Source organism: Paenibacillus sp. V4I7 (genome assembly GCF_030817275.1).
GTDB lineage: Bacteria > Bacillota > Bacilli > Paenibacillales > NBRC-103111 > Paenibacillus_E.
This window is the reverse complement of record NZ_JAUSZD010000002.1, coordinates 1,755,505-1,769,296: the sequence shown is the minus strand read 5'-3', so window position 1 is coordinate 1,769,296 and position 13,792 is coordinate 1,755,505. Positions and strand designations below refer to the sequence as shown.

The following is a 13,792-nucleotide window of genomic DNA, read 5'->3' as shown; positions in this document are numbered from 1 at the left end:
CCCAAAACGAAAAATTTTCCTAACTCCACCCTGTTTCAATGCACCATTTATCGGGTAAATGACTATTAGGGCTGAAAGCCGCTCTACAAATGCAACGGAGGTGCAACACATGTCTACAACGATTTTACTATCCGAAAGATCAGGTCCTGTAAAGAAGCTGCGAGCTGAGGGGCATATTCCTGCTGTGGTGTACAGCTCACGTATGGATTCCGAACATGTTACTGTCCCGGAAAAAGAAATCCGCGCATCACTGAAACGCAATCCTCATGCCATCCTTCATGTTACCCTGCCGTCCAAAACCAAACACCCGGTAATCGTCCATCAAGTCCAGAAGGATTGCTTGACGGGTCAATTACTGCATATTGATTTTCTTCAAATTAATATGAAAGAACAGCTTGATACATCGATTGCCGTCCATTTCACGGGGGAAGCTAAGGGCACCAAGGAAGGCGGCATTCTCCAAATAGAAACTCATGAGGTCATGATCCGCTGTATGCCGAACAAGCTGCCGGAACATCTCGCCATTGATATTAGTAAGCTCAATATCGGCGAACATATAACCATCGCTGATCTTAAAGTTCCCAAGCATGTTGAAGTCTTAAGTGATCCAGAAACTATTCTGGTCACGATACTTGGCATGCAGAAGCTTGACGAGGTGGTTGAACCAGCTGCAGAACAGGCAGAGGAAGCTGCCCAGTCTAAAGCTTAAAGTGTTTGCCACGATGACACAGGAATAATAAAACCGGCTCTTTACGCAGCTTATGCGGGAGAGTCGGTTTTTAGTTCTAGCTCTATTTATTAAAAGGCAATTCGATTTCCACGGCAGTACCCTGATTAATTTTACTTTGAATTAACAATTTGCCTCCATGTCCCTCGATTATTCGTTTGCAAACCATAAGCCCTAAACCTGTACCATTCACTTTTGTCGTATAAAAAGGCTCCCCTAGCTGGGATAATCTCTCTCCAGAAATGCCTACACCTTGATCTTCGATGCGGATCATCACACCTTGATTGATTGGATTTCGGATAGCAATTTGAATTAATCCCCCATTCGGCATAGATTCAATTGCATTCTTTAAAATATTTATTAAAACCTGCTTGATTTGATCAGGGTTACAATAAATGGCTGGTATGTCTGGATCCATGTCAATATGTATTTGAACGTTATAGAGATGAGCATGAGGCTGCAGAAAACCAACCACACTTTTGACAAGTCCTAGGGATGTACTCTCCATGTAACAATTCAGATGTGGTTTAGCCAGAGTCATAAATTCATTAACAACATAGTTAATATGTTCTAATTCTTCCAACATGACATCCACGTAGTCTGTATTTTTGGCCTTTAGTAATTTCACAAAACCTTTCAAGGAGGTTAAAGGATTACGTATATCATGTGCAATCCCAGCTGCCAATTGACCGATGAGCGACAGTTTTTCTGATCTAATAATGGCTTCTTCAGACTTTTTGCGCTCCGTGAGATCACGAATCACGGTCTGTATGACAGGAACCCCCATGTTTTTGTGGACATAAATGGAGGATATTTCAGCATCAAAAAAAGTTCCATCTAATTTCCGCAGCTTTATCTCCATAAACTCCGTATAAGAATCAGACTGCATCACATACTGAAGCCGCTCTTGAATGAATTCCTTGGCACTTATACAGAAAAAATCATATACTGGTTTTCCCTTAAAGTCATCTGAAGAAACGCCACCAAACAGCTTACAACAGGCATCATTCACAAACTGGATGAAACCATCGTTATGCAGAGCAATGGGTTCTGGATTAAGTTTAATCAACCTTCGAAATTGTTTTTCTCTTTCTAAAAGCTCCTCATCCGCTCTTTTCTTTTCACTAATATCCCTTTCCACACCAATAAACCCAATAACAACTCCTTCGTTATCTTTCATTGGTGAGACCGTCACATTTGCATAAAAGGTTGAACCATCTTTTCTTAGTTTTAACGCTTCGAAATCCGAGCTTTGACCCCCATCTATTAAGGACTGATATAGCCGAAGAGCATCTTCCTTATATTTATCAGGAGTCATCGGCAATATTTTCCCGATTACTTCTTCTCTTGTCCAGCCATGTAATTCTTCAAACTTCTTATTTACCTCTAACACTTTTCCATTCACATCAACGATAACAATTCCGTCTGAGGTTAAATTCATAAAGGAATCGATTAGATGTTCTTTCAATATCAAGAGTAAACATCCCCTTATCTCAAACAAGTGATTGTAGCTTATTCGTCTCTAATGGAAAAAACCCTTTATTAAAGTTGGGATTTCCAAAAAATAAATTAATATTATGAATCAATTAACATGGTTACACAGAATCCACGGATACTCACTTCTGTTTTTTTCTAGCTTCAACAGTTATGAAAATGTTTCCTACATGTTTTTTTATGTCAATTATTTCTAACTCTTCTTGTCTCAGTAAGTGAATTGTATCTCTATTCAAATGACACCCATCACAAGCTCTCTTCCATATCGGTGTCAGGAGATCTTGTATCTTTCCCAATAGGCTATTTTCATGTCGGATATGCTCAAATAATAAAATTGTTCCAGTAGGTTTACACACTCTACTAATTTCTCTAATCGCTTTTACTGGATTTGGTATCGTACATAAAACTAGAGTCCCAACCACAGTATCAAATGAATGATCTGCAAATGGCAATTGTTCAGCATTACCTTCAATTACATGGATAGGCATTTTAGCTTCGTAAGCTCGCTCATACGAGGCCTTCCTTAGAACTGGATTCGGTTCAATTGCTGTTACAGATACGTCCTTATAGAAGCTGAAATTAATTCCTGTTCCGCTTCCGATTTCCAAAACTTCTCCCTTTGCTTTGTTAATTAACTCGGAGCGGATATCTATAAATCTTTTAGTCTCCAAGGGTTTCATTAATCTATCATAATTATTAACGAACCAATTATTGCGGATAGTTATCTACTCCTTCGTTTTAACTCCTAGTCACAGGCAAGGATTGACAGAAAAAATATTCAGTAATACTATAATAGAATTGTAGAAATATTCATTTTTCATACATAAAATAACATTCTATGACCATCCCATAGTCTTGACGATGAAACGTGACAAGTATGAGAATATGGTGTAGCGGAAGGAGGCCAAACATTGTCTGAGGATCACGAATATGCAGAAACTTTAAACGGCAAGAATCCTCTCAGTCTGCAATCTGACTGCGAGAATTGCTTCGGCTTGTGCTGTGTCGCACTGCCCTACGCAGCTTCGTCAGACTTCGCAATCAACAAAGACGCTGGCCAGCCCTGCCCCAACCTGCAGTCGGACTTCCGCTGCGGCGTCCACAACAACCTCAGGCAGCTGGGCTTTCGAGGTTGTACGGTGTATGACTGCTTCGGCGCGGGGCAAAAGGTTTCCCATGTCACCTTCGGCGGAAATGATTGGCGTCAAGTTCCAGGGTCCGCAAAGCAAATGTTCGAGGTGTTCCCGATCATGCGTCAACTCCATGAGCTGCTCTGGTATCTGACCGAAGCACTAACATTGCAACCGTCCCGTCCTATCCGCGGTGAACTCAGCTTAGCGCTCGAAGAAACGGAACGCCTCACTCACCTCAGTGCCGACTCTCTTATGGAACTGGACGTGGTAGCACACCGAGCCAATGTCAATGTTCTGCTTCTACGGACGAGCGAGCTCGTGCGAGCCGAAACCCTACGCAAGCTGAAGAACCTCGCTGGGAATCAGAAGACCTACGGTCGAGGTGCAGACCTTATCGGGGCCAATCTGAAAGGCGCCGACCTGAGAGGCGCTAACTTGAGAGGGGCCTACCTTATCGCAGCTAACCTCAAAGGTGCCGACCTGAGAGTGGCTGACCTCATCGGGGCTGATTTCCGGGACGCTGACCTTAGCGGCGCCAATCTCACCGATAGTATCTTTCTCACCCAAGCCCAACTCAACGCGGCGAAGGGCGATGGCAACACGAAGTTGTCACCATCGCTCACTCGACCAACACACTGGTCCAAAATCAAAGCATAGAATATCGTGTTATGAGGTCAGCCTGTTTTTACTGGTTGACCTCTTTTATTAGGCCATACGACATGGCACTCGTTAATCCATTTCCATCCCCTTCTACACTATATTCTATTTCGTTTTAATTTGTTGAAATACCTTTTTCCAAACTAATCTCCCGCTCCTTCACTTATCGTCAACAGACCGCAGCGCCTTGATCAATGAGTACACTCTTGTATGCCGTTATGCTATAATTTCAGAAAAATAAGATTAGGGAGTACTAGATGACTACATTAATAGATAAAATTGCATGGATATACGTTGTTGATGGTCAAATATTAGGCGCTCGTTCCAAAGGAAAAGATACCTCTTATTTACCTGGAGGAAAAAGGGAACCTAATGAAACCGATATCGAAACTCTTTTACGTGAAATTGAAGAGGAATTATCCGTTCGAATAAAGCCAGAAACCGTCTTGCATTTTGGGACGTTTGAAGCTCAAGCTCATGGTAAAACGGAAGGTACGCAAGTAAAAATGACATGTTATACGGCGGATTTTGAAGGAGAGCTGCGTCCAGCTTCTGAAATAGATGAATTGGTCTGGTTAACCTATAAGGACCGGGATCGTGTATCTCCGGTTTGCCAAATCATTTTTGATAAATTAAGTGAGATGAAGTTGCTTTCATAAACCATGTTCGTGAAAAAGAAAGGAGCTGCGGTAGCTCCTTTCTCGTTTTTATCTTACTTTATTCAACTAATTTCCCTGTTCGTTTTGTCTCATCAGTTCACAATCTTTTTTAAGAGATCTTCTACTTTTGCTTGCATGGATTGTATCGTTGTTTTCCTATATTGAATACCAAGCCGAAGTACCTTCAATTGCTGTCTTCGGGAAAGCCTTCGAAATCGAGGCTCCCTTTTCAAAAAAGTACGAATGATAGCCCAGCTGTTAACTGCAATCCGATCCGGTGAGATGTCAGGAATATCATAGGGTAGTGGTCGTTTCCTGAAGCGATTAATCAGTGATCCTACACTTGCAGAAATCTTTCTTTCATCTACAAGACATACAGCTGAACTTTTTTTTGTATGCTTTTTGAGGAAATCGAAATGATGATGTCCGCCTAGGATAACGTAACCACCTTCTTTTCTGCTTTTACGCACAATCAACAGATGCATTAGGTCTTGCGCAACTTTTTTAAACTCCTTATTTCTTAGTGAGGTCTTAGCAGCGATATTTTCCGGCTTAATCTTACTTAGAGGTATATACTGCACTGTATATCTCAACTGTACCCCTCCTCGTCACACCGTTGTTAAATGTCATCTATTCTAAGTGTATTCTGTTAGCGCTGCAGTGTGAACTCCCGCTCATAAATGTTGCTCACTTTCTCTAGGACCTTACGTCCTTGATCGGCGAATTTCAACGCTGTTACTTGATCTTCTCAAGCAGTAACATGGCGTAGTGATCATAAACAAACGACAAAAAAACAGCTCTCCTTCGGAGTAGCTGCCCTTCCTTCACTGCTATTCATTATAAGCTTCTGTCAATCCGTTTTGTGACCATAAATTTGCAGATCATGGATGGACCAATAATTCCCTGCTTTCACTGTTTGGACAATCTTTACGTATCGCGCATTTTGTGGTTTGAAGTTGATTTCTAGAACGCTTGTGCCAACACCCGATGCGATTGAAGAATATCCCCAATTGAAGCCGTCCATAGATACATATACTTCGTACTTTCTCGGATAATCATTCGGCGAATTCTCACTTCTCAGCACAATTTTGTTGATTGTGAACGAGTTCTTCAAATCAATTTGATAAAATTGCCCAGGTGCTTGAGCAATCCCTGTATCCCAACGCGTATAGGGACTACCATCAATTGCACCTTGAGGTTTGCCAGAATTGCTGGTTACTCCCCATTCTGCCCGGTTCAGAGCAACTTCTTCGATAGCCGTCGCCGCTGCCGCTTGTGAAACCTCTTTTGAACCTGACACTCTGATCTGATACATGTATGTGTTCCCAAGCAGCGTATCGGTATCGACAAAACTAGTTTCTGGCACTTGTTCAGCGATCACCTCGTAACTGCCCTCAGCCGTACCTGTTTTTCGTAAAACATCGTAACTATGTGCTCCTTCAGCTTCTTTCCAGCTAAGCTCAATCGCATGATTCTCTATAGGCTTTGCCTGAATCCACGTAGGAGCAATCGAGTTTACCCCATCTGTCTGCGTCAGGATATACTGTACAGCTTCACCTGGAAGCAGCGTTTCCTTGAATTCAAGCTCCGGGGCTGCTTGCAGCCCTGTCAAATACGTACGTGCTGAGTCATAGGTATCACCCGCTCCGAATCTTTCTCCTTCATATAAAGCAGCCTCAGGCATCGTTACTTTGGCGTGTATCGTTTGGGTACTCGTCCCAAAATTTACGAAGTTAAGCAGAATTTTGTCCGACTTCGCTTCTGATCCTGGCAGTGCAGGCAATGTTGATGTATCCACGCCGCGAAAATAAACAAGCTTATCAGCCAACTCCAACTTGTTGGTTATCTCGTATACTAGCGGTTTCCCATGCGTGGCATAGGCTAGATTCAACCTGCGCATAATCCCAACTCGTGTATCTTTATCCGTTAAGTTCTTATGAATCTTCATTTGTGCTGGGTTTTGTGTATTCAAATCAATCCCTGACTCAAACAAGGCATATTGCGGATAAAATGCTGCATGCTGCATAAACATATCGGCATAACCGATATGAGCCCTCATAATGCGATCGAAGACCGCCGATTGGGGCTGCGTAGCACCAAATTCTTTAGGATCCTTATGACTGTCCGAAGTTCCATACTCCGTATTCAACATTAGTTTCTTGAGGCCATCCTCTGCTCCTCCGAATGTTTGCAGATTTTCTAAGAAGCTTCCGTCCTTATTATCGGAATACGAAGTTCCATAAGCATGTCCATTCGTTAAATCTGTCAGCTCTTCTAGCTCCATTCGCTGCTCTGCATCGTCTTCCCACCCGTCTGGATCTCCACATTTAAACATGCCAGATGTGGATTGATTCCTACATGATCGAATATTGTACTTAGGTGCATATGCCCAGCCGGGAGCCACGGTTTTCACATGAGGAGCAAGCTCAGGAAGATGGGTGTTTAACCACTTCGCAATGGCTAGATTCACCCCTTTGGAGCGATTGAATAAGCCTGGTTCATTATCAATCTCATAATATTGAAACATGGACCCATTCTGCTTCACATAATCTAACAGCTTATTCTCTGCATCTGCTGGCAGTGTGCCATCCTCTTTCAGCTTAATGTTTCCTGTATGCAAATGAAGAGCTACTGCCTGGGTATTGTAATCACGCAGGGTTTCGTAATAAGACTTAATAGACGAGCATCCCTGCTTCACATCTGTTGCACAGTCTACCCTCATCACATTGCCGCTGTAGGCGATTCCTAGCCATTTCAATACATAAGGAAGGTGTCTGACTGCTCCCTGATCATAGTAGAATGACAGATTGCTTACCTTAGTACCGGATTCCACATATCTCCCATGAATCGGTTCTTCGGCAGGTGAAGACAGCGCATTAAGTGCTAGGTAATCCCATTTCCACCAGAGAAATTTGTTCTCATCTTCCGTACAATACAAACAGCCTACGGCTGACAGCTTTAATTCGTTATTTCCCAGCTGCAGCTGCTCCTTAGGAATATAAAGCTCATATAATTTCTTGTACGGGTAAGTGCTTGTTGTCCCCCCGACTCCAGCAATCTGAATGATGCCAGAAAGCAACTTGTTGGAGAAAACCGCCATCTGAGGAATTGCTTTATGAGCATCCAGAATTCTAACTCGGAAATGAACACCATATTCGGGTATTTCAGCTAACGAGAAGTTGATCGTAAAGTTAGGATTCATAGATTTATTAAGACCTTGAGGAACTGTGTCCCAAGCATCCGTCTGCTTCAAGTCGGGCGTTACGGTGTAGCTGCTCTGTCCTGCGCTTCCACTTTCAAATTCCAAATAGGAATCGTTCTGGTTGCCCAACATCCATATTTGATTACCAATCTGATTGGAAGCTGTCATCACTTTTACAAAATCTGTTTTAGCCGATGCACCGTAGTCATTCGAAGCCGAGGTCAGGATCAGTAAGATCAACAAGGCAGTTGGTACAATCACATATCTCATCATGTTAGATACCTCTCAACCATCAAGGAAGTAATAGGACATTCGCGGGAATAATTTCTTTCACTTGGGACGGGCTCGTCCACATGACTTTAGCAACAGCACCATTCATATTATCATAATATTCGACTTTCAAATCAACAGGTACTCCAGCGGTAAGAGCAATGGTTCCGGATCGTTCCACCCAGCTTTGATTAAACCAACTATCAATAACCAGCACGCCATTCACCCAAACTCGGATGCCATCGTCACTTAACGTAGAAATTTTATAAGTTTCCGTAAATTTCGGCTTGAGTTTACCCGTCCATCTGACGGAAAACGTATCTGCTTGCATAGAAGGAAAGGGAGCCGACGTGGACCAATTGAAATCAATCTTGGCGTCTTCCTTCGTTTCCTTCAGTGTGGTCAAATCCTTGTTATCGTAATATTCCGCTTGCAACCCATATCTCTCTTCCTTTAAGACAGGTTGTAAGATAGGTTCTAAGACTGGTTCTAAGACTGGTTGAAAGACAGGTAGTGAGTCAGGTACTTTAATAGTTTGAAGCGACTCTCTTGTCAATAATTTCGAATTCGTATAAAAGGTTTCAATTTCTTGTAGGTTATTATTTTCGGCCAGCATTTTGCCCCATGTCATTAGATAGGCCCATTTGGGCTGCTCATTCAAAATAGTGTCACTAGGCAGCTCACCATTTTCCCCCACGGCTACAGGCTTACCCTTAGCTAATTCAACAATTTTCGTGTAATAATCTGGATGGTAATCATTGTCATAGATATCAACAGCGAGAACATCCACCTTATTTTCTCCGGGATAAGTAGCTGTATACGAGTCAGCCAAAGCATTTGGTGCATTTGGGCTCCAAACCCAAAGTAGATTGTTCAACTTATGCACATGAACGAAGCGGTCGTACATGATATTCCATAATGCAGGGAAGTTGCTCTTCTTGCCCCACCAGAACCAATTCCCATTCATTTCATGATAAGGGCGCCATAAGACAGGAACACCTGCATCCCTAAGTTTCCCTAAGTAGACAGCCGCTTTATCGAGATCTGCAAGCAATTGCGTGTACTGGGGAGTCCCTGGCGTTACGTACTTATCAAAATCGGCTTGGCTCATTTCCTTCTTCACATTTGACCAGCAAAGGCACGTTCCAGGAATGCTTTCATGAAATGATATCGTTACCAAACCGCCAGCCTGGTTCCATGCTATCGCACTATTTACCACCCGTTGTCTTTGTTCTGCCAATTGACTTTCTGATTGATTCATAATGGCACCGAATTCATAACCATGAAGACCCGGATATTTACCAGTCAAGCCTTTGACTTGATTCGTCCATTCATCTGGGCTTTCTAAGTAATCATGCTGCCCGCTAATGATGCTTACACCCGAGATGGCATACAATTGCTGCAGTACTGCCTTAGCCTCATACGTAGCTTGTGAGTTGATAGGAACAACTGACGCATTCGTTACGTTAGGGTGAAGCAAGATATTCGGTGCTAGCAAAGAGAGTAGAAACAATAAGGAAACCACCTTCTTATGCACACCCACCTTTCCAAAAAAATCGATCATCATCTTTCCTCCAGTATCGTAGATTGACACAATGAACCCCGATTTACGTTCCTTACACGATTGTTCATCCTGCTCAATCTACCATACAGGGCATATATTAGATTTGTATAAGCTTTATATAAATATTTTGAAAGTTTTTCCAATTTCAGTTATGCTTTCAAACAAGGAATCGCCTTCCATTCGCGAAAGTCGAATAGAAGGCGGTTCGTTGTTTCAAAACAAATCTTAAATAAATTGGTGAAGGGGGATATCCTTCCATGCCATACAAATACGAACCGTGTCTTCTTCCACTAATTCGGATCCGCTCTGGACCTCGATAAATTCAACATCCGTTATGGCTCGAATGCTGTGCCTAGTTCCATCTGGAATTCGAACGACATCTCCAGGCTTCACTTGATAGAGCTTGTCATTAATGACTATATCCGCAACGCCGCTTACGATCGTCCACACTTCACTGCGTTTATAATGCAGCTGATAGCTTATATTTTTACCTGCATGGACGAGAATCCGTTTAGTCAGCACCTCATTATCTTCTGCATACTTGACATAGTCAATCACACGATAACGTCCCCACCTGCGCTCCTCATACATCGGTCGGTGTTCAATTTTATTCATGACTTCCTTAATCCGAGGACTTTCCGACTTGCTCGTTACAAGAATCCCATCAGGGCTGACAGCGATGACGGCGTCCTTGATCCCAATCACCGTAACTGGAATATCTAGCTCATTAATCAAATGGGTATTCTCGGAATCTTCGGTCACGATGCCCGTTCCAATCTGGGATCGGCTCATTTCCTCTGTCAGTGTATTCCAAGTACCAAGGTCTTTCCAATAGCCGTCGTAAGGTACGACAACACAGCTCGCTTCCTTCTCAACAATTTCGTAGTCAAAGCTAATTTTCGTTAGTTTATGATAATTTTTAAGCATTTCTTCATATTGAATCGGGATGCCCTTTTCCACCATGACCTCAATGAGATAGCCTAGCCGGAAAGCGAAGACACCGCAGTTCCAAAGCGCCTTCTGTTCAATCAAGGCAGCTGCCTGTTCACGATTCGGCTTTTCAGCAAAATGGTTGACATGCAGTGCTTCTGACCCTTCTCTGCGTTTGTCAGAGGGAACGATATACCCGTATTTCTCAGACGGAATCGTTGGAACAACGCCCATTAGCGCCAAATTCGCATCCGTTTCGTGCAGAACTTCTTCTAACTGTTTGATTTTCTGAAAGAAAGCCTCATCGACATAGGGATCTACGGGTAACACCGTAATCACTGTATTCAGGGGCAAACTCTCGACATCATACATATAAGCAGCAGCAAGCGCGATTGCAGGGAAGGTATCTCTTCTCTCAGGCTCAACAATAAGCGGGGCATCGCCGCCTAATTGACTTATAATCATTTCAACCTGGGAGCGGTTCGTCGCTAAGTAAGCATCATCGCCGAGGCCTGTATTCTGCAGTTGTCTCCATACACGTTGAACCATGGATTCACTTCTGCCTTCAGCATCTTCAAGTACCCTTAAGAATTGCTTGGATCTGGAATCATTGGACAATGGCCACAGTCGTTTACCCGACCCGCCGGAAAGAAGAACCAATTTCATAAATACCACGCTCCACTCGGTTTATTTGATAATTATCTAGCCAGCGCTTTGGGACGGGATGCCCCGATCAAATCAGGTCTCCCTACCGAATAATATTTGAGTCCAGTTCCCTGAACCTGCTCTTTGCTAAACACATTGCGACCATCAATAAGAATCGGCTGCTCCATGACGAAAATGAGCTGTGATAATGGGACAGCTTTGAATTCTTCCCAATCCGTAAGTAAACAAATGGCGTCGGACCCCGTAGCTGCCTCCAGAGCATTCTCACACCATTGAATTGCCGGATGGTCGATACGTTCCTTAAATTTCTCCATCGCAATGGGATCATACAGCTTCAGCCGTGCTCCCGCACGAATCAAGGTTTCCACGATTTCGATGGAAGGCGCATAACGAATGTCATCCGTGTTCGGTTTAAAAGACAATCCCCAGATGCCAATGGATTTGCCGCTAAGCGGACCGAGGGACGCTTCCAGCTTGGAAATTACTTTATAACGCTGCGATTTGTTCACCTCGACAACCGACTTTAACAATTGAAACTCATAGTCGACATTACCGGCAATTTGAATCAATGCGTCTGTATCCTTGGGAAAACAAGAACCCCCGTAGCCGATACCCGCACTCAGGAAGGAAGAGCCAATTCGCTTATCTTGCCCCATTCCTTTGGCAACCTCAGTGACATCTGCGCCAACTTTCTCGCAAATATTGGATATTTCATTAATAAATGAAATTTTGGTCGCAAGAAAGGCATTCGAAGCATACTTGATCATCTCCGCGCTGCGAATACTTGTAACGAAGATTTGATCGGTAAATGAACGGTGCAGCTCCGTAAGAGGTGCGGCTAAGCTTGGATTTTCAATCCCGAGGACAATCCGATCCGGATGAAGGGTATCATCGATCGCTGAGCCTTCCCGCAGAAACTCTGGAATCGATACGACGTCGAAAGACTGCATCGTATTCATGGCAATAATCATTTGAATATGCTCGTTCGTACCAACAGGAACGGTGCTTTTCGTTGCAATGATTTTATAACTATTCATCGCCTTCCCGATTTCCATGGCCGCCTGCTCGATAAAGGCCAGATTAGCCTCTCCATTTGGTAAGGAAGGTGTGCCCACCGCAATAATAATGAGTTCGGATTGACTGATGGCCTGTGCCAAGTCAGAGGTAAAGGCCAATCGACCGGCATTCAGATTCTTCTCCATCAGCTGTTCAATACCAGGTTCGTAGATCGGAGATATCAGGTTTTGCAATTTTTCAATTTTCTGTTCATCATGATCCACACAGATTACGTTATTGCCCACTTCAGCGAAGCATACCCCGGAAACTAACCCCACATACCCCGTCCCGATTACTGCAATATCCATACGATTAATGCCCCTCTCTGAATTGTTGGTAGGCCTTACCCATGTAGTCTTTTAGTTTATCCATGAATGTTTGCTCATCAAATTTCTGTGCGTGCTGCATGATTTGCCTTACATCCCAGTCATGGTTTTCCACTTCCTGAATCGCAAGCAGCAGATCTTCTACCTCTTGCCGTTTGAAGAATACACCATTCACATGAGGCACAATCGTATCTAGCGCACCTCCGGCCTGATAGGCAACAACGGGTCTTCCGGCAGCATTAGCTTCCAGCGGTGTTATGCCGAAATCCTCCTCACCAGGAAAGATTAACGCTCGGCACTGCGCCATCATTTGAGTGACCGAACCGTCATCCAGCCTTCCCAGGAAACGGATATTCCCTTTGGCCATTGCCTTAAGCCTCACGAGGTCGGGTCCTTCTCCAACGATGTATAACGGCAGTCCATTTCGATTAAATGCTTCTACCGCCAGATCAATTCGCTTGTACGAAACAAGTCTCGATACAATCAAATAATAATCATCAATGGAAGTTGAGCTATGGAATCGCGACGTATTAATCGGCGGAAAAATAACATCTGAATCGCGTTGGTAATAATTTCGAATGCGATTTTTTACGACGGAGGAATTAGCGATAAACTGATTCACATTAGCCGACGTTTTTTGATCCCATTGCTTAAGCCTATCGATATAGATTTTCAAAAGCCGCTTCATCACACTTGAATTGGATTGCCGCTCCATATACGTGTCATAATCCCAAGCGAATCGCATCGGGGTATGGCAGTAACAGAGATGGAACGTATCCTTCGGAACCTGAATACTTTTCATGAAAGCGCTGCTTGAGCTAAGCACGATATCGAATTCTCGGAAATCAAAATCCTTAATCGCAAAGGGGTATAGGGGGAGCATTTCTTTAAAATGGCTTTTCCCTCCAGGCATTTTTTGCAACCAGGAGGCCCGTATATCCGCATCTCTTAGCTCATCGAGCAGCCGGTTATTGCTAAACATGGTCGTATAGATGGGAGCACTCGGGTACATTTGGTGAAAGACCTCAACCACTCTTTCGGCCCCGCCCATTTGAACCAAATAATCATGCGCAATTGCTATTTTCATTTGATCCATCCTTTATTTACT

At 43.5% G+C, this 13,792-nt stretch carries 11 protein-coding genes; 3 read left to right on the top strand and 8 right to left on the bottom strand.

The genetic code is table 11. The features are described from left to right. Window positions 1-109: 109 nt before the first annotated feature. Entirely contained in the window at window positions 110-709 is a 600-nt protein-coding gene (locus QFZ80_RS09115) for a 50S ribosomal protein L25 (RefSeq protein WP_307547245.1), read from the top strand. Between the two features lie 82 nt (window positions 710-791). Here the strand turns inward: QFZ80_RS09115 and QFZ80_RS09110 are convergent, their stop codons facing one another. Further along, window positions 792-2,201 carry a PAS domain-containing sensor histidine kinase gene (locus tag QFZ80_RS09110; protein WP_307558536.1) on the bottom strand — a complete coding sequence of 470 codons (1,410 nt, stop codon included), beginning with the start codon at window positions 2,199-2,201 and terminating at the stop codon, window positions 792-794. 142 nt (window positions 2,202-2,343) lie between these two features. Beyond that, entirely contained in the window at window positions 2,344-2,901 is a 558-nt protein-coding gene (locus QFZ80_RS09105; RefSeq protein ID WP_307558533.1) for a class I SAM-dependent methyltransferase, read from the bottom strand. Between the two features lie 231 nt (window positions 2,902-3,132). On the opposite strand from QFZ80_RS09105, the gene QFZ80_RS09100 reads away from it, so the two are divergent. Both QFZ80_RS09100 and QFZ80_RS09095 read left to right on the top strand, forming a co-directional pair. Further along, window positions 3,133-4,011, top strand: coding sequence for a pentapeptide repeat-containing protein (locus QFZ80_RS09100; RefSeq protein ID WP_307558531.1), 879 nt, complete (start codon window positions 3,133-3,135; stop codon window positions 4,009-4,011). A 257-nt stretch (window positions 4,012-4,268) separates the two neighbouring features. Further along, window positions 4,269-4,670 (top strand): NUDIX hydrolase, encoded by a 402-nt coding sequence (locus QFZ80_RS09095; RefSeq protein ID WP_307558529.1) that lies wholly within the window; start codon window positions 4,269-4,271, stop codon window positions 4,668-4,670. Between the two features lie 92 nt (window positions 4,671-4,762). Here the strand turns inward: QFZ80_RS09095 and QFZ80_RS09090 are convergent, their stop codons facing one another. The 6 genes from QFZ80_RS09090 to QFZ80_RS09065 all read right to left on the bottom strand — a co-directional run bounded on the left by QFZ80_RS09090 (window position 4,763) and on the right by QFZ80_RS09065 (window position 13,771). Then, the gene (locus tag QFZ80_RS09090) at window positions 4,763-5,263 is read right to left on the bottom strand and encodes a hypothetical protein (protein ID WP_307547255.1); all 501 of its coding nucleotides are present in this window, start codon (window positions 5,261-5,263) and stop codon (window positions 4,763-4,765) included. Between the two features lie 257 nt (window positions 5,264-5,520). Continuing rightward, a complete protein-coding gene (locus QFZ80_RS09085; protein ID WP_307558527.1) occupies window positions 5,521-8,145 on the bottom strand; it encodes a discoidin domain-containing protein in 2,625 nt (874 codons plus the stop codon). 19 nt (window positions 8,146-8,164) lie between these two features. Beyond that, window positions 8,165-9,709 carry a glycosyl hydrolase gene (locus tag QFZ80_RS09080; RefSeq protein WP_307558525.1) on the bottom strand — a complete coding sequence of 515 codons (1,545 nt, stop codon included), beginning with the start codon at window positions 9,707-9,709 and terminating at the stop codon, window positions 8,165-8,167. Window positions 9,710-9,931: 222 nt separating this feature from the next. Beyond that, on the bottom strand, window positions 9,932-11,302 hold the full coding sequence (locus QFZ80_RS09075) for a sugar phosphate nucleotidyltransferase (RefSeq protein ID WP_307547260.1): 1,371 nt from the start codon (window positions 11,300-11,302) through the stop codon (window positions 9,932-9,934). 32 nt (window positions 11,303-11,334) lie between these two features. Beyond that, window positions 11,335-12,666: a UDP-glucose dehydrogenase family protein gene (locus QFZ80_RS09070; protein WP_307547262.1), complete on the bottom strand. Its 1,332-nt coding sequence runs from the start codon at window positions 12,664-12,666 to the stop codon at window positions 11,335-11,337. Window positions 12,667-12,670: 4 nt separating this feature from the next. Continuing rightward, window positions 12,671-13,771 carry a glycosyltransferase gene (locus tag QFZ80_RS09065; protein ID WP_307547264.1) on the bottom strand — a complete coding sequence of 367 codons (1,101 nt, stop codon included), beginning with the start codon at window positions 13,769-13,771 and terminating at the stop codon, window positions 12,671-12,673. Between the last annotated feature and the right edge of the window lie 21 nt (window positions 13,772-13,792).